We start from the raw sequence: 16,430 nt of genomic DNA, 5'->3' as shown, positions 1-16,430 counted from the left end.
CGGAAATCTACCGATCACAGGTACCTCATGACCAAGAAGTGTCTAGCGCTCCTTTCCCTCACTTTGTTAATTAATGCCTGCGCCAGCGAGCACGCCGTCGGCACGGTCCCTTCGGCCGGACTCGAGGCTGTTGCGGCCCCGTCGGCCGGTCCCGGAGAGGGACGCACCATGTACCTCTTCGCCTTGGCGCGCCTGCGCGCCACCGAGGGGGACCAGGATGCGGCGCTCGTGCTTTTGCGCCAGGCGATGGAATCCGACCCGGCGGCGGCCTATCTGCACACGGCGGCGGCCCAGATCCTCTTGCAGCAGAATAAACCGGAAGAGGCGCTGGCCGAAAGCCAGGCCGCCATCAAGATCGACCCCGCTTTCCTGCAGGCCCAGCTTCTTTCAGGGAACATCCTGATGACCATGCAGCGCGAGAAGGAGGCCATCCCCTATTACAAGAAGGTGATGGAGCTCGACCCGACGAAAGAAGAGGTCTACCTCCACGTCGCCATCTACTACCTGAAGAGTTTCGAGTACGAGCAGGCGGTCGACACCCTGAAGGCGTTGGTCAAGGCTTCGCCCGATTCGGCGCTCGGCTACTACTACCTTGCCAAGACCTACGAGCAGATGCGTCTGCCGCGCGAGGCGCTCGGCTACTACAAGAAGGCCCTCGACTTGAAGCCGGACTTCGAGCAGGCGCTGATCGAGATGGGGATCTCGCAGGAGACCCAGGGGCTCATCCCCGACGCCATCGATAGCTACAAGGGGCTTCTCGATATCAACCCTGCCAACGCCAACGTCGTGCAGCACCTGGCGCAGCTCTACATCCAGCAGAAGCGGCTTAGCGAGGCGCTCGCCCTGTTGCAGGAAAAGGGGGGGAAGACGCTCGAGAACTCCCGCAAGATCGGGCTTTTGTTCCTGGAGCTGGAGCGCTACGACGAAGCGGTGAAGACCTTCCAGGAGATCCTCGACGTAGAGCCGGCCGCCCAGCAGGTCCGTTTTTACCTCGCTACCGCCTATGAAGAGAAGGAGTCTGCCGACCTGGCCATCGCCGAATTCCTGAAGGTCCCCAAGGAGTCTCCCTACTATCCCGACGCCGTCGGCCACCTGGCCTACCTGTACAAGGAAAAGGGAACTCCGGAGAAAGGGATCGCCCTTTTGAAGGAAGAGATCAAGGATCAGCCTTCGCGGATCGAGCCGTACCTGCATCTGGCCGGCCTCTACGAGTCGATGGAGCGCTACCGGGAAGGGGTCGATACGCTGAACTCCATGGACGACAAGCTCCAGAACGACCCACGCGTATTGTTCCGCCTCGGCATCCTGTACGACAAACTCGGGCAGAAAGAGCAGTCGGTCGCCATGATGAAGCGGGTCATCGCCGCGACCCCGGACGACGCCAACGCGCTCAACTACCTGGGGTACACCTATGCGGAGATGGGGGTGAACCTCGAGGAGGCGCTTTCCTACCTGAAGAAGGCGGTCGAGCTGAAGCCGGACGACGGCTTCATCATGGACAGCCTCGGCTGGACCTACTTCAAGCTCAAGCGGTACAACGAGGCGGTCGCCCAGCTGGAGCGGGCAGCGGAGCTCTCCGACGAGGACGCCACGGTGCTCGGACATCTCGCCGACGCTTACTGCGCCGCCCGCGCCTACAAGAAGGCGCTCCCGCTGTACCGGAAGCTGCAGAAGCTGGAGCCCGAGCAGAACGCCGAGCTAGCCGAGAAGATCCGGCACTGCCGCCAGGAGAGCGGGGAAAAATGACCTTTTCCCGCTGTTTCCCCCTCCTTCTCGCCCTCATTGTCTTTGCCGGTTGCGCCAAGGGTGCGCCTGAGGACAAGGCGCGCGCGCAGGGTGGGGGTGCTTCCCGCGGCAGCTCCTTTGTTACCGGCAGCATCGGCGAGCCCTCGAACCTGATACCGATACTCTCCGCCGACTCCGCCTCCAGCGATGTGGCTGGCCTGGTGTACAACGGGCTGGTGCGCTACGACAAGAACCTGAAGCTGGAGGGGGACCTGGCCCAGTCGTGGGAGGTTTCTCCCGACGGCCTCGGCATCACCTTCCACCTGCGCCGCGGCGTCAAGTGGCATGACGGCCACGACTTCACCTCCCGCGACGTCCTCTATACCTATAAGGTCACCATCGACCCCAAGACGCCGACCGCATATGCGGAGGACTTCAAGCAGGTGCAGACCGCCGAGGCGGTGGATACTTACACCTTCAAGGTGCGTTACGCCAAGCCCTTCGCGCCGGCCTTGGCGTCGTGGGGGATGCCGGTGCTGCCGGCGCACCTGCTGGAAGGGAAGGACATCACCAAGAGCCCGCTCTCCAGGAAGCCGGTCGGTACCGGCCCCTACATCTTCAAGGAGTGGGTGCCGGGACAGAGGTTGATCCTGGAGGCGAACCCGCATTACTACGAGGGGGCGCCGCACCTCTCGCCCTACGTCTATCGCATCATCCCGGACAACTCCACCATGTACATGGAGCTGAAGGCCGGCGGCATCGACATGATGGGGCTTTCCCCGGTGCAGTATCAGCGCCAGACCGGAAGCCGCGAGTTCCTTTCCCGCTTCAACAAGTACCGCTACCCGGCCTCCGCGTACACCTACCTGGGGTACAACCTGCGGCTTCCCATGTTCCAGGACGTGAGGGTGCGCCGCGCGCTCACCTGCGCCATCAACAAGGAAGAGATCATCCAGGGCGTCCTGCTCGGGATGGGGCAGATAGCGCATGGCCCCTACAAGCCGGGGACCTGGGCCTGGAAACCGAGGATCGAGGCGGACCCCGGCTACGACCCGGCCCGCGCCGCGGCTCTCTTGAAGGAAGCGGGGTACGTCATGGGGAGTGACGGCATCCTGGTCAAAGACGGCAAGCCGTTGAGCTTCACCATCATGACCAACCAGGGGAACGACCAGAGGCTCAAATGCGCCCAGATCATACAGCGGCGCCTGAAGCGGGTCGGCATCGACGTGAAGATCCGCGTCATGGAATGGGCCTCCTTCCTCACCAACTTCATCGACAAGGGTAGGTTCGAGGCGGTGCTGCTCGGTTGGACCATCTCCCAGGACCCCGACCTCTACGACGTCTGGCACTCGTCCAAGACCGGCCCCAAGGAGCTGAACTTCATCGGCTACAAGAACCCGGAGTTGGACCGGCTGATCGTGGAGGGGCGCGGCACCTTCGATATGGCCAAACGGCGCGAGAGCTACTACCGGATCCAGGAGATACTGGCACAGGACCAGCCTTACACCTTCCTGTACGTCCCGGACGCGCTGCCGGTGGTCACTTCCAGGATCAAGGGGATCGAGCCTGCACCTGCGGGGATCAGCTACAACTTGATCAAGTGGTATGTGGAGCAGTGAACAACGAGAACCAATTGACGATTGACGACGAGAACCAATTGACGATTGACGACGGCAACCAATTGACGATTGACAATTGATAATTGACAACGAAAAACTCAACAACTATCTATCGCCACTCATCTGTTTATGGCGCACTTCCCGCTCTGGAAAGATAGTGGGGATCCTGAATGATCTGTATCGACGAATAGGTTGAAGTTTTAAAAAGCTTCTCCTTTATCTTTATCTTTATCTTTATCTTAATCTTAATCTGGTTCTCAATGGCTAACTACCTGATAAAACGCTTACTCATGCTCTTCCCGCTGCTGCTCGGGATCACGCTGATCACCTTTACGGTGATTCATCTGGCGCCGGGGGAACCGGTCGAGATGCAGACGGCGATGAGCCCGAAGGTCTCGGCACAGGCTAGGGCGAGGCTGCGCGAGTTCTACGGCCTCGACAAGCCGCTCCACGTGCAGTACGGCATGTGGCTTTCCAACCTGGCGCACCTGGACTTCGGACGCTCGTTCGCGCCGGACAACCGCCCGGTGCTGGACAAGATCAAGGAACGGATCCCCATTACCATCTCGCTGAACGTGATCGCGCTGATCCTGGAGTTCGGGCTCGCCCTCCCCATCGGTATCCTCGCGGCGGTGCACCGGGACACGCTTCTCGACCGCGCCATCTCGGTCTTCGTCTTTGCCGGGTTCGCCGTTCCGACCTTCTGGCTTGCGCTGCTCTGCATGTACTTCTTCGGCGTGAAGCTGAACTGGCTCCCCATCTCGGGGATCCATTCGCTGGGGAGCGACGCGCTTCCCACGCTGGCCCGTTTTTGGGACCTGGCGAAGCACCTTCTGCTTCCCATCTCCATCGCCACCTTCGGAAGCCTCGCCGGCCTTTCCCGCTACATGCGCTCCACCATGCTCGAAGTGCTCTCGCAGGATTACATCACCACCGCCCGGGCCAAGGGGGTGAGGGAGCGGGTGGTGATCTACCGGCACGCCCTGAAAAACGCGCTGCTTCCCGTGATCACGCTCCTCGGCTTCTCGCTTCCCGCCCTGATCGGCGGCAGCGTCATCTTCGAGACCATCTTCTCCATCCCGGGGATGGGGCAGCTCTTCTACCAGGGGGTAATGGCGCGCGACTACCCGCTGGTCATGGGGATCCTCGTGATTGGCGCCGGGCTCACGCTCGTCGGCAACCTTTTGGCCGACCTCTGCTATGCCGTTGCGGATCCGCGCATCCGGCACGGGAGGGGCTAGCCCATGAACGGACCACTTCGCGAGTTCTGGGAACGCTTCAGCGCCAACCGCTTCGCCCTGGCTGGCCTTTGGGTGATCGCGCTATTGTTCCTTCTTTCCTTCGCCGCCTCCTTCATAACACCGTACGATCCCGACGCCATCGACGCCTGGCACGTGCTGCTCCCCCCCTCCGCCGAGCACTGGTTCGGCACCGACGAATTGGGGCGCGACGTCCTCACCAGGGTGATCTTCGGCGCGCGCGTCTCGCTCAAGGTCGGTTTCGTGGCGGTCGGCATCGCCGTGGCGGTAGGGACCGTGGTGGGGCTCTTCGCGGGATTCTACGGCGGCTGGGTCGATTCGGTGCTGATGCGGATAGTGGACATCATGCTCTGCTTCCCCACCTTCTTCCTGATCCTGGCGGTGATCGCCATGCTGGAGCCGTCCATCTGGTACATCATGGTCATCATCGGGCTTACCGGCTGGATGGGGGTGGCGCGCCTGGTGCGGGCCGAGGTTCTTTCCCTGAAGAGCCGCGACTTCATCTCCGCGGCGAGGGTGCTGGGGGCGTCGGATAGACGCATCATCTTCCGGCACATCCTCCCCAACGCCCTCTCCCCGGTGCTGGTTTCCGCGACGCTTGGGGTGGCCGGTGCCATCCTCACCGAGTCCGCGCTCTCCTTTCTCGGCATCGGGGTGCAGCCGCCGACCCCCAGTTGGGGCAACATCCTCACCTCCGGCAAGGACTACATCGAGTTCGCCTGGTGGCTTTCCCTGTTCCCGGGGGTGGCCATCCTGGTCACGGTCCTCTCCTACAACCTGGTGGGGGAGGGGATCCGCGACGCGCTGGACCCGAGAAGGCAGAGGTAGAAAACCGGTTCAACGTTCGACGTTCAACGTTCGACGTTGCCATCTGCTTTTGGCTCACGCGTCTCGACGGCTACAACACCGGTTCGATGTTCAACGTTCGACGTTGTCATCTGCATTGGGGCCTTCGTATCGACGGCCACAGAAGCCGCAAGGTGTTGTGGCTCCAAGAGGAAAAACGTACCGAACCTTGAACGTTGAACAGATTTCAGGATAAGAGGAGCACCATGGCAGAGCTTTGCGAAGAGGCATTCGATGTGCTGAAGGTAGACAAGAAGGATTACGTCCCGACCACCCTGGAAGACGAGGTCAGGGTGGACAAGCTTTGCAGCGACCTGCTGCACCGGTTCTACGCCGAGAGTCAGATGGCCGGGCTTTCTCCCGAAGACGCCACCGCACTTGCCGGCGCCGCCGATTACTTCGTCAGGGATTTCGTCGTTTCCATCAAGGGGCGCAGCCTCTTTGACGAGCGCCCCGGCATCGTGCGCCAGTTCGCCGGCAACTGGTACATCGTCAATACCATGGAACCGCTCGCCACCGAGATCGATGGATACCTCGCCGGCATCCGCGAGTTCTACCGGTTTCTGTACGGCCACCAACTCATCTCCCTCAAATTTCTCCAGGCGATCGAAGCTGAGTGCTCGCAGCTCGATTACTACGCGCAGCGCATCGAATCCTTTTGGGACATCACTGGCGACGGCTATTTCGACTGGGAGAAGGAGTGCACGCTCAAGGACTAAAGCAGAGATAAAACCAGAGGCAAAAACCTTTCACCACAGAAGGACACAGAGGACACAGAGGGAAAACAGAAACAGGGGAAAAACAAAATCTTCTTGGGGAAAAGCTTAGACCTAAAGACAGAAGCAAAAGCTTTAACCACGGAGGGGCACAGAGGAAAAGCAAAATCCATAGACTTTGACTTTCCCGCAAAAAAACCTCTGTGACCTCCGCGACCTCTGTGTTCCGCCTTTTCGGGGTGAACCTTTAGGAGTCTATTGAAGACCTTAGTTACCAAAGTAAGTAACCAGAACCTCTTTCGCCCGGGCGAGGCCGTTGTCGTGGCGGTGTCTGGGGGGTGCGATTCCGTGGCCCTCCTGGACATCATGACGCGGCTGGAATGCGGACTGCACCTGGTGGTCGCCCACCTGAACCACTGCCTGAGGGGCGCCGAATCGGACGCCGACCAGGCCTTTGTCGCCTCCCTCGCCGACAACTATCACCTTCCCTTCGTTTCCCAAAGCTGCGACGTCGCAGATCTGGCGCGCCGCGAGCGGCTCTCCCTGGAGGACGCCGGTCGCCGTGCGCGCTACGCCTTTTTGGAGCGGACTGCCGCGCAGTTCGGAGCCTCCAGCATTGCGCTGGCGCACCACCAAGACGACCAAGCCGAGACCGTGCTGATCCGCCTGTTGCGCGGTTCCGGCGGGACAGGCCTCTCCGCCATGGCCGGTACGGCCGGCGATAAGCTGAAACGCCCGCTGTTGCAGGTTTCCCGCGCAAAGCTGGAGCAGTACTTGAAACAGCGGGGGCTAACCTTCCGGACTGACTCGACCAACGCCGACACCGCCATCCTCAGGAACAGCATCCGTCACGAGCTGATCCCGTTATTGAGGCGCTACAACCCCAAGGTCTCGCAGCGTCTGGCCGCCACCGCGGAGATACTCGCCGGGGACGAGGAACTGCTGGAAGGGCTCACTCAAGCCGCCTACCAAAGGTTCGCCGTAAACGAGGGAGGGCAGGTCCGCTTCCAGGTCGAGCCGCTCATGAAGGAACCGCGCGCCCTTCGCCTGCGCCTTTACCGGCGCGCGCTCACGGAGCTGCGCGGCGACCTGATGCGGATCGGCCTTGCGCACCTGGAGGCTATCGACCTCCTTGCCGCGTCCACCCGCCCCAACGCAGAGGCAACGCTCCCGGGAGCATGCCGGGTTTCGCGCTGCTACGGCTCACTTTCCCTCGGCCACGCCGCCCATCAGGCACCACCCCTATGGGAGCAGGTGGTTGCGGGGGAGGGGCGCTACCCGCTTCCCGGCGGAGGGGTGCTGCTGGTAGAGCGCCTGCCGCGTCCGGATAGCCTCGACACCGGGTCGCGCTGGAGCGCCTTTCTCTCGCCCGAAGCCGTCCCTTTCCCTTGGCTTTTGCGCGGCTTCCGGCCCGGCGACCGTTTCACGCCGCTGGGCATGAGCGGAGCGCAGAAAATCAAGGACCTTTTCATAAATGAGAAGGTGCCGCCCAAGTTGCGCAGACGCATACCGCTTTTGCTGAGCGAGGGGGAAATTGCCTGGGTCCCGGGGGTGAGACTTGCGGAGCGGGGCCGGGTGACACCCCGGATTGACGCGGTCTTACGGGTGGAAATTCTTGAAATTACACCTTAAAGCTCTTGTCAACCAGCACCCTTTATGGTAATCCTTTTGTTCATTTGAACGCATTTTTTTCTCTCTCATAAGTGGCCGTAAAACCGACTCTTAGACAAACTTGGCATCCCGCGAGCGCGGCCGGAACTTCATCGGCAGGTCGCGGGCTTGCAGCATACGAAACAAACGGGGAGGAATCTTGAATCAATTTTATAAGAACTTGGCGCTCTGGCTTGTCATCAGCCTGATGATGATCCTGCTGTTCAACCTGTTCAACAAACCAAAGCCGACCCAGGAGAAACTCGACTTCAGCGAGTTCATCTCGGCTGTGGAGACCGGCAAGGTGAAGAACGTCAACCGCCCGGTCCAATCGGTCGTGATCCAGGGTAACGAGATCATCGGCAAGTTCGCCGACGGCAAGGAGTTCAGAAGCTACAAGCCCGCTGACGCCAACCTCACCGACAAGCTGATCGCCAAGGGGATCGCAGTTTCCGCCCGCCCCGAGGAGGAGCGTTTCTCCTGGTTCTCGCTTTTAGTCTCCTGGTTCCCGATCATCTTCCTCGTGGCCGTCTGGATCTTCTTCATGCGCCAGATGCAGGGAGGGGGCGGCAAGGCGATGGCGTTCGGCAAGAGCCGCGCGAAGCTCCTCACCGAGGCCCAGGGTCGCGTCACCTTCGAGGACGTGGCCGGCATCGAGGAGGCCAAGGACGAGCTCGAAGAGATCATCAACTTCCTTAAGGACCCCAAGAAGTTCACCAAGCTGGGCGGCCGCATCCCCAAAGGGGTACTCCTCATGGGCCCCCCGGGAACCGGCAAAACCCTGCTCGCCCGCGCCATAGCCGGCGAGGCCGGGGTTCCGTTTTTCTCCATCTCCGGCTCCGACTTCGTCGAGATGTTCGTCGGCGTCGGCGCCTCCCGCGTGCGCGACCTGTTCGTGCAGGGGAAAAAGAGCGCGCCCTGCATCATCTTCATTGACGAGATCGACGCTGTCGGCCGTCATCGCGGCGCCGGTCTCGGCGGCGGGCACGACGAGCGCGAGCAGACCCTGAACCAGCTCCTGGTCGAGATGGACGGCTTCGAGTCCAACGAAGGGGTCATCCTGATCGCCGCCACCAACCGCCCCGACGTCCTCGACCCGGCTCTGCTTCGCCCCGGCCGTTTCGACCGCCAGGTCGTGGTACCGCGCCCGGACGTGAAGGGTCGCGAGATGATCCTCAAGGTGCACACCAAGAAGACCCCGCTCTCCCCGGACGTCGATCTCGGCGTCATCGCCCGCGGCACCCCCGGCTTCTCCGGCGCTGACCTCTCCAACGTGGTCAACGAGGCAGCCCTCATCGCGGCCAGGAAAGAGAAGAGCATGGTCGAGATGATCGACTTCGACGACGCGAAGGACAAGGTCCTCATGGGTGTCGAGCGCCGCTCCATGGTCATCTCGGACGAAGAGAAGAAGAACACCGCCTACCACGAGGCGGGGCACACCCTGATCGCGAAGCTGATCCCTGGCACCGACCCGGTGCACAAGGTCTCCATCATCCCGCGCGGCAGGGCGCTCGGCGTCACCATGCAGCTCCCCATCGAGGACAAGCACAGCTACTCCCGCGAGTCGCTTCTGGACCGCATCGCGGTGCTTCTGGGCGGCCGCGTGGCCGAGGAGGTCATCTTCAACTCCATGACCACCGGCGCCGGCAACGACATCGAGCGCGCCACGGAAATCGCGCGCAAGATGGTCTGCGAGTGGGGCATGAGCGAGAAGCTCGGTCCCGTCAGCTTCGGCAAGAAGGACGAGCAGATCTTCCTCGGGCGCGACATGGCGCACCAGAAGAACTACTCCGAGGCGACCGCCATCGAGATCGACCACGAGATCAGACTCATCGTGGAGCAGAACTACGCACGGGTACAGGAGCTGCTCAAAGGAAACCTCGACTCCCTGCACAAGATCTCTCTGGCGCTCATCGAGCGCGAGAACCTCTCGGGCGAAGAGGTCGACCGCATCATCGCCGGCGAGCAGCTCGCGCCGGAACCGACCGCAGCTGAGTGATGGCAGTAACCGAAACGTGGCAGCTTTCCCGCCGCGCCCTTTCGCTTGAGCGCCCGCTGATCATGGGCATATTGAACGTGACCCCCGATTCCTTTTCGGACGGGGGTCGCTTCTTCTCTCTTGACGCCGCCATAGAGCGCGCGCAGGAGATGGAGCGCGAGGGAGCCGACATCATCGATATCGGGGGCGAGAGCACCCGCCCCAACGCCCCGGCTGTGGGAACGGCGCAGGAACTGGACCGGGTGGTCCCGGTTATCGAGGCGCTCTCCCGCCGCATACAGGTCCCCATCTCCATCGACACCTACAAGGCAGAGGTCGCCCGCGCGGCGTGCGCCGCCGGGGCCGAGATCGTCAACGACGTCACCGGCCTCATGTTCGACCCGGACATGGCACGCGTCACCGCCGAGGCCGACGCCGGCGTGGTGGTGATGCATACGCGCGGCATGCCCGACACCATGCAGGCGGAGACCGGCTACGACGATCTCATGGCGGAGGTGAAAAGGTACCTGGAGCAGAGCGTGGCCCTCGCGCGTAAGGCAGGCATCGCCGACGGGCGCATCGTGGTCGACCCGGGGCTTGGCTTTGGCAAGAGCGTCCAGGGGAACCTGGAGCTGATCAAGAGGCTCGCCGAGTTCCGGGAACTGGGGTTTCCCATTCTGGTCGGGCCGTCCCGGAAGTCCTTCGTGGGGGCGGTGACCGGCAGGGGAGGGGGAGAGAGAGTTTTCGGCACTGCTGCCGCGGTGGCTATGTCCGTCGCGCACGGCGCCTCCATCATCAGGGTGCATGACGTGGCTGCCATGAAGGACGTCGCCGTCATGGCGCGGGCGCTCATGTAGCCCCCGGCCTAAACCCGGAAGCGGTTGCCGCTTCCCGATTGGTGCGGATGAATCTATTGCTGCAAAACATAGCCGTGCTGCGGGACCTGCTGGACCTGTCGCTTACGATACTGATCGTCACCCGGCTCTCGCGGCTCTTGAAGAGGGTCCTGGCGCTGCGGATCCTCGCCGTGCTGTCGGCGCTCGTGGCCGGCCACCTTCTGGCGCGTTTTTTCTCCCTGCACACAGTCCGGCTCCTCATCGACCTCTTCCTCGCCTCCTCCGTCGTCATGCTCGCTGTCGTCTTCCAGACCGACATTCGCAAGGCCTTCGCCACGCTGACCAGGAGCCGTACCGAAAAGGACGTGGAGATGTCCGACGTCATCGACGAGCTTGTTTTCGCCGTCGCCGGGCTGGCCCAGAAGCGGATCGGCGCCCTCATCGTCATCGAGCGCGCCATCCAGGTGGACAGCTACCTGGCCGTCGGGACCGACATCGACGCCAAGGTGACCAGCGAGCTGATCTCGTCGATATTCCTCCCCTACTCGCCGATACACGACGGCGCGGTCATCATCCAGCACGGCAAGTTGACCAAGGCGGGGTGCTTCCTGCCGCTCACCCAGAACCTTGAGGTCAGCAAGAGCCTCGGGACCAGGCACCGGGCGGCGATGGGGCTGAGCGAACTGGTGGACGCGGTGGTGGTCGTAGTATCCGAGGAAACGGGAACCGCTTCGATAGTGGTCGGCGGCAAGAAGACCGACGTCGTCGACATGCCGTCGCTCGGCAAAACGCTGAGGAGACTGGTGGAACCGAGGTGGCTTAAATGACCCAAGCCAAGTCGCATGAATGGTCCAAGGGGGTGAAGGCGCTCTCGGTGCTCCTGGCGGTGCTGATCTGGTCCTGCGTCATCCTGGAGCGCCCGGCGGAGATGAAGTTGAACGTCCCCGTCTCGCTGGAGCGGTTGCCGTCCGGGGTGTGGGTCGACTCGCCCCCTCCGGAGAACCTCCAGGTGATCGTGTCGGGGCCGCAGATCCTGCTTTTACTCCTCCCCCTGCGCCCGGTCCGTTGCGAAGTCGATCTCTCCACGGCAGGGCTGGGTGAGATGGTCATCGCCCCGACGCAGGGCTCTTTCGGGCTCGACCCGGAGCTTAAGGTGGTCCGGATCTTCCCAGAGACGGTTACGGTGGTGCTGGCGCAGAGAAAGTAGCTTGGGTGAGTGCAGCACCCATGGGCGGCCTAAGACGCTGCCCGATCAGCAGTGAAATATCCAAATTCATCATATGAGGTGATTCTATGAAGAAGCTTTTCGGAACGGACGGGGTGCGCGGTGTGGCCAACGTCTATCCGATGACTGCAGAAATGGCGATGCAGATCGGCCGCGCGGCCGCCTACATCTTCAAAAACGGCAAGAAACGCCACCGTATCGTGATCGGCAAGGACACGCGCCTCTCCGGCTACATGCTGGAAAGCGCGCTCATGGCCGGCATCTGCTCGATGGGCGTGGACGTGCTCCTGGTAGGGCCGCTTCCTACCCCCGGCATCGCCAACATCACCTCCTCCATGCGCGCCGACGCAGGCGTCGTCATCTCCGCTTCCCACAACCCCTTCGAGGACAACGGGATCAAGTTCTTCTCGCGCGACGGCTTCAAGCTTCCCGACGAGACCGAGCTGATGATGGAGGAGCTGATCTTCTCCAAGCGGATCGATTCCTTGCGTCCGACCGCCAAGGAGGTGGGGAAGGCGTACCGCATCGACGACGCCCAGGGGCGCTTTGTCGTCTTCCTGAAGAGCACCTTCCCCAAGGATCTCGACCTCTCCGGGCTTAAGATCGTCCTCGACTGCGCCAACGGCGCCGCGTACAAGGTCGCTCCCGCTGTCTTTGAGGAACTGGGCGCGGAGGTCATCTCCATCGGCGTCAAACCCAACGGCACCAACATCAACGCCGACTGCGGATCGCTGCACCCCGAGGTGATGAGCCAGGCGGTGAAGGAAAACGGCGCCGATTTGGGTATAGCGCTCGACGGCGACGCCGACCGGGTCATCTTCGTGGACGAGTACGGCAACGTGGTAGACGGCGACCGCATCATGGCGATCTGTGCAACCGAGATGCTGCGGCAGGGGACCCTGAAGCAGAACACGCTGGTGGCGACCGTGATGAGCAACATGGGGCTCGACATCGCCATGAAGCGCGCCGGAGGCCAGGTCATCAAGACCGCGGTCGGCGACCGCTACGTGGTGGAGGAGATGCTTAAGGGGGGCTACAACCTCGGGGGCGAGCAGTCTGGCCACATGATCTTCCTCGACCACAACACCACCGGCGACGGCGTTCTTTCGGCGCTGCAGGTGCTCGCCATCATGCAGCGTCACCAAAAGCGCCTCTCCGAGCTCGCCCTGGTCATGGATCCGCTGCCGCAGGTGCTCGTCAACGTTCGCCTGGGGGAGAAATCCGACATCATGAAGGTCCCCGAGATAGCGAAGATGATCAACGACGTCGAGGAGAAGCTGAAGGGCGAGGGACGGGTCCTCATCCGCTATTCAGGCACCGAGCCGCTTTTGCGCATCATGCTGGAAGGAAGCGACGAGGGGGATATCCGCTGCTGGGCAAACGACATAGCTTCCATCGTGGCACAGAAGCTGGGAGGTGAGGCGCGTGGCTAGACTGGGAGTGAACATAGATCATGTGGCGACGCTTCGGCAGGCGAGGGGAGGGACGGAACCGGATCCGGTCGCCGCGGCCGCCATCGCCGAATTTGCCGGTGCCGACGGCATCACCATCCACCTGCGCGAGGACCGCAGGCACATCCAGGACCGCGACCTGAAGATCCTGCGCCAGACCGTGCAGACCAGGCTGAACCTGGAGATGGCCGCTACCGACGAGATGGTAGCCATAGCGCTCGCGGTCAAACCCGAGGCGTGCACCCTGGTCCCGGAGAAGCGGGCCGAGCTGACCACCGAGGGGGGGCTCGACGTGCGCATCCACCAGGAGGCGCTCAAGGTCGCCATCGAGAAACTGCAGGCGGGGGGGATCATCGTCAGCCTCTTCATCGATCCGGACCCCGACCAGATCAAGGTGGCCAACAAGATCGGCGCCGACTATATCGAGATCCACACCGGTTCCTTCGCCGAGGCGAAGACCTGGAAGGAAGAGGAACTGGAACTGATCAAGATAGAGAACGCGGTGAAGCTCGCCCGCAAGCTCGATCTCGGCGTCAACGCCGGGCACGGGCTCAACTACAGCAACGTGAAGAAGGTGGCGGCCATCGGCGGCATCGAGGAATTTAACATCGGACATTCCATCATGTCCCGCGCCATCCTGGTGGGACTGGACCGCGCCGTGCGCGACATGTCCGAGCTGGTGAGATACGCCTGAGCTTCAGGCGGGATGAAAGCAACGAACAAAGGAGAAACAGATGGCAAAAGCTAGTGCGCGTCACATTTTAGTGGCTACCGAACAGGAGTGCGTAGCGCTCAAGACCAAGATAGAAGAGGGAGCCGATTTCGGCGACTGCGCCCGCGAGAATTCCCTCTGCCCCTCGGGGAACCAGGGGGGGCGTCTGGGCGAGTTCCGCCCGGGGCAGATGGTGAGGGAATTCGACGACGTGGTTTTCAGCGGCGAAGTCGGCAAGGTCCTCGGGCCGGTCAAGACCCAGTTCGGCTACCACCTGATCGAGATCATGAGCCGCACCGCCTAACTGTTTTGCCCCTCGCCTCTGGGAGAGGGGCAGGGGTGAGGGTAGCTTTCAGGCGCCAAGAAAAAAGGGGAACCGATGGCAGAAACTAAAGAGAAACAATCCGTAGTAGATCTCATCTTCAGCGCCCCCTTTTTGCTCGGCCTGGTCGGCGTAGGCTGCATGGTCTACGGAGTCGCCGACGGCTTCAGGGTGATGCAGTTTTTCTTCGGCGTCTGCATTGTCATCGGCAGCGTTCTGCTCCACCTCATCAGGAAGAAGGACTGGGACGCCCATTGGGCGGCGATGGATCAGGCCCGCGAGGCCCACGAGAAGCGCGCCGCCGAAGAGGCGGAAAAGAAGAAGTAGCTGCTGCTACATGGGAACAGAAAAGGCGGGGTGAGAGATCACCCCGCCTTTTCATTTAAGCCTTGTCTGCTGCGATGGACCGCATGGACCCTATCGACGAAATGGGCTCGGTGGACTGAGGAAACGTTGTCAATTGTCCATTGTCAATTGCCTTACGCCGGTGGCGGCAGGTGCTTGGCGGGCTTTTTCAGCAGAAACAAAAGCGGAATAATGATGAGGAAGGCCAAACCAACGATGAAGAAGATCCGGTTGTAGGAGAGCATGTAGGCCTGCCGGCTCACGGTCCCGTAAAGTACTTTCATGGCGCCTTTCTCGGCAGCGACGGGATCGAGGCCGCGCCCCAAGAGGGCCCCCTTCAGCGTCCCAAATTGGGATTGGAACAGCGGGTTGTATGGGTTTACGTGTGCGACCAGGCTGGTCTGATAAAACTGCGAGTAACGCGCCAGCATGGTGGCCGCGATCGCTATGCCGACGCTCCCGCCGATGTTTCTGAGCAGGTTGAAGATGCCGGTCGCGTTCCCCATCTCTTCTTTGGAAATGGTTGCCAGGGTGACCGTGGTCAGGGGCACGAAGATCATGGCAAGGCCCACGCCCAGCACCACCCGAGGCCAGACGAAGTCCATGTAGGCCGCCTGCAGGGTGAAACGCTGCATGATGAACATGGAAGTAGCCCCTATGATAAGCCCCATGAAAACAACCTTCCTGCCGTCGTAGCGCTGGATCGCCGCTCCCACGAAGGGCATGCAGATGAGGGTGGCGATGCCGCCCGGAGCGAGTACCATGCCGGCCATGGTGGCGTTGTAACCCATGAGGGTCTGCAGGAACAGCGGGATCAGCATGATCGAGCTGTAAAGGCAGAATCCCACGGCGAACATGATCAGGTTTCCCGACGAGAAGGAGACGTTCTTGAAGAGCCTCAGGTTCACGATGGGATGCGGGTGGGTCAACTCGACGTAAACAAGGGCGGAAAGCGCGATTGCTGTGACCACTGCGCAGCCGACGATGAAAGGGGAGTTGAACCAGTCGTCCTGCTGACCTTTGTCGAGCACTATCTGCAGGGCTCCCAGCCCCACGGTGAGAAGGGCGAGCCCCCAGTAGTCGATGGCGACCTTGGTACGTTTCAGGTAGCTCGGGTCGTAGATGAAGAAGGAGGCCATGATGACCGCGATGACCCCGATGGGGATGTTGATGTAGAAGATCCAGCGCCAGCTCATGTTGTCGGTGATCCAGCCGCCCAAGGCCGGTCCGATGATGGGGCCGAACATGGCGCCTACGCCGAAGATGGCCATCGCCATTCCCTGTTGATAGGGGGGGAAGGTTTCCATCATGATCGCCTGGCTCATGGGAATGAGCGCGCCGCCGGCGGCCCCCTGCAAGACGCGGAAGAAGATGAGCATGCCCAGAGAGGGGGCGGCGCCGCAAAGAAGCGAGGCGACCGTGAAGAGGGTGATGCAGGTGATGAGGAACCTTTTGCGCCCGAACATGCGGGCGAGCCACCCGGTCATGGGGAGGACGACTGCGTTACTGACCAGGTAGGAGGTGAGGACCCAGGTGATTTCATCGGTTCCGGCGTTGAGGCTCCCCTGCATGTGCGGGAGCGCCACGTTCGCGACCGAGGTGTCGACAATCTCCATGATGGCCGGCAGCATCACCGTAATGGTGATGAGCCACTTGTTTACATTCTTTTCTTCAGCGCTTTTCATGGGGCCGCCAGGGGTGTCCTTCAACTCGCAGCATCAGGGGGAAAATGTATCACCGGTGTAG

Annotated in this window: 15 protein-coding genes; 14 read left to right on the top strand and 1 reads right to left on the bottom strand. The window is 61.7% G+C overall.

Annotated features, from left to right (window positions below):
• Positions 1-27: 27 nt before the first annotated feature.
• From K419_RS0104295 to K419_RS0104225, 14 genes are all read left to right on the top strand, one after another.
• Positions 28-1,746 carry a tetratricopeptide repeat protein gene (locus K419_RS0104295; protein WP_026840502.1) on the top strand — a complete coding sequence of 573 codons (1,719 nt, stop codon included), beginning with the start codon at positions 28-30 and terminating at the stop codon, positions 1,744-1,746.
• The gene (locus K419_RS0104290) at positions 1,743-3,344 is read left to right on the top strand and encodes a peptide-binding protein (RefSeq protein ID WP_026840501.1); all 1,602 of its coding nucleotides are present in this window, start codon (positions 1,743-1,745) and stop codon (positions 3,342-3,344) included. Before K419_RS0104295 ends, K419_RS0104290 begins: the two co-directional genes overlap by 4 nt.
• Positions 3,345-3,604: 260 nt before the next feature.
• Complete coding sequence (locus K419_RS0104280) at positions 3,605-4,585, top strand: ABC transporter permease (RefSeq protein ID WP_026840500.1); 981 nt, start codon at positions 3,605-3,607, stop codon at positions 4,583-4,585.
• A 3-nt stretch (positions 4,586-4,588) separates the two neighbouring features.
• Positions 4,589-5,431, top strand: a complete 843-nt coding sequence (gene opp4C / locus K419_RS0104275; RefSeq protein WP_026840499.1) for an oligopeptide ABC transporter permease — start codon at positions 4,589-4,591, stop codon at positions 5,429-5,431.
• 224 nt (positions 5,432-5,655) lie between these two features.
• The gene (locus K419_RS0104270) at positions 5,656-6,168 is read left to right on the top strand and encodes a hypothetical protein (protein ID WP_026840498.1); all 513 of its coding nucleotides are present in this window, start codon (positions 5,656-5,658) and stop codon (positions 6,166-6,168) included.
• A gap of 255 nt (positions 6,169-6,423) precedes the next feature.
• The gene (gene tilS / locus K419_RS0104265; protein WP_026840497.1) at positions 6,424-7,797 is read left to right on the top strand and encodes a tRNA lysidine(34) synthetase TilS; all 1,374 of its coding nucleotides are present in this window, start codon (positions 6,424-6,426) and stop codon (positions 7,795-7,797) included.
• Between the two features lie 178 nt (positions 7,798-7,975).
• On the top strand, positions 7,976-9,814 hold the full coding sequence (gene ftsH / locus K419_RS0104260; RefSeq protein WP_026840496.1) for an ATP-dependent zinc metalloprotease FtsH: 1,839 nt from the start codon (positions 7,976-7,978) through the stop codon (positions 9,812-9,814).
• On the top strand, positions 9,814-10,650 hold the full coding sequence (gene folP / locus K419_RS0104255) for a dihydropteroate synthase (RefSeq protein ID WP_026840495.1): 837 nt from the start codon (positions 9,814-9,816) through the stop codon (positions 10,648-10,650). The genes ftsH and folP overlap by 1 nt, the downstream gene beginning before the upstream one ends.
• 47 nt (positions 10,651-10,697) lie before the next feature.
• Positions 10,698-11,456 (top strand): diadenylate cyclase CdaA, encoded by a 759-nt coding sequence (cdaA, locus tag K419_RS0104250; RefSeq protein WP_026840494.1) that lies wholly within the window; start codon positions 10,698-10,700, stop codon positions 11,454-11,456.
• On the top strand, positions 11,453-11,836 hold the full coding sequence (locus K419_RS0104245; protein WP_026840493.1) for a YbbR-like domain-containing protein: 384 nt from the start codon (positions 11,453-11,455) through the stop codon (positions 11,834-11,836). The genes cdaA and K419_RS0104245 overlap by 4 nt, the downstream gene beginning before the upstream one ends.
• 86 nt (positions 11,837-11,922) lie before the next feature.
• Complete coding sequence (glmM, locus tag K419_RS0104240; RefSeq protein WP_026840492.1) at positions 11,923-13,287, top strand: phosphoglucosamine mutase; 1,365 nt, start codon at positions 11,923-11,925, stop codon at positions 13,285-13,287.
• Positions 13,280-13,999, top strand: coding sequence for a pyridoxine 5'-phosphate synthase (locus tag K419_RS0104235; RefSeq protein WP_026840491.1), 720 nt, complete (start codon positions 13,280-13,282; stop codon positions 13,997-13,999). Before glmM ends, K419_RS0104235 begins: the two co-directional genes overlap by 8 nt.
• Before the next feature lie 40 nt (positions 14,000-14,039).
• Complete coding sequence (locus K419_RS0104230; protein ID WP_026840490.1) at positions 14,040-14,321, top strand: peptidylprolyl isomerase; 282 nt, start codon at positions 14,040-14,042, stop codon at positions 14,319-14,321.
• Between the two features lie 75 nt (positions 14,322-14,396).
• The gene (locus K419_RS0104225; RefSeq protein WP_026840489.1) at positions 14,397-14,666 is read left to right on the top strand and encodes a hypothetical protein; all 270 of its coding nucleotides are present in this window, start codon (positions 14,397-14,399) and stop codon (positions 14,664-14,666) included.
• A gap of 152 nt (positions 14,667-14,818) precedes the next feature.
• On the opposite strand, the gene K419_RS0104220 is transcribed toward K419_RS0104225, so the two are convergent.
• Entirely contained in the window at positions 14,819-16,369 is a 1,551-nt protein-coding gene (locus tag K419_RS0104220; RefSeq protein ID WP_026840488.1) for a DHA2 family efflux MFS transporter permease subunit, read from the bottom strand.
• Between the last annotated feature and the right edge of the window lie 61 nt (positions 16,370-16,430).

Origin of the sequence: Citrifermentans bremense R1 (assembly GCF_000426865.1) — a bacterium.
Lineage (GTDB): Bacteria > Desulfobacterota > Desulfuromonadia > Geobacterales > Geobacteraceae > Geomonas > Geomonas bremensis.
The sequence above is the reverse complement of the archived record's forward strand: the minus strand, read 5'-3'. Positions and strand labels throughout refer to the sequence as shown.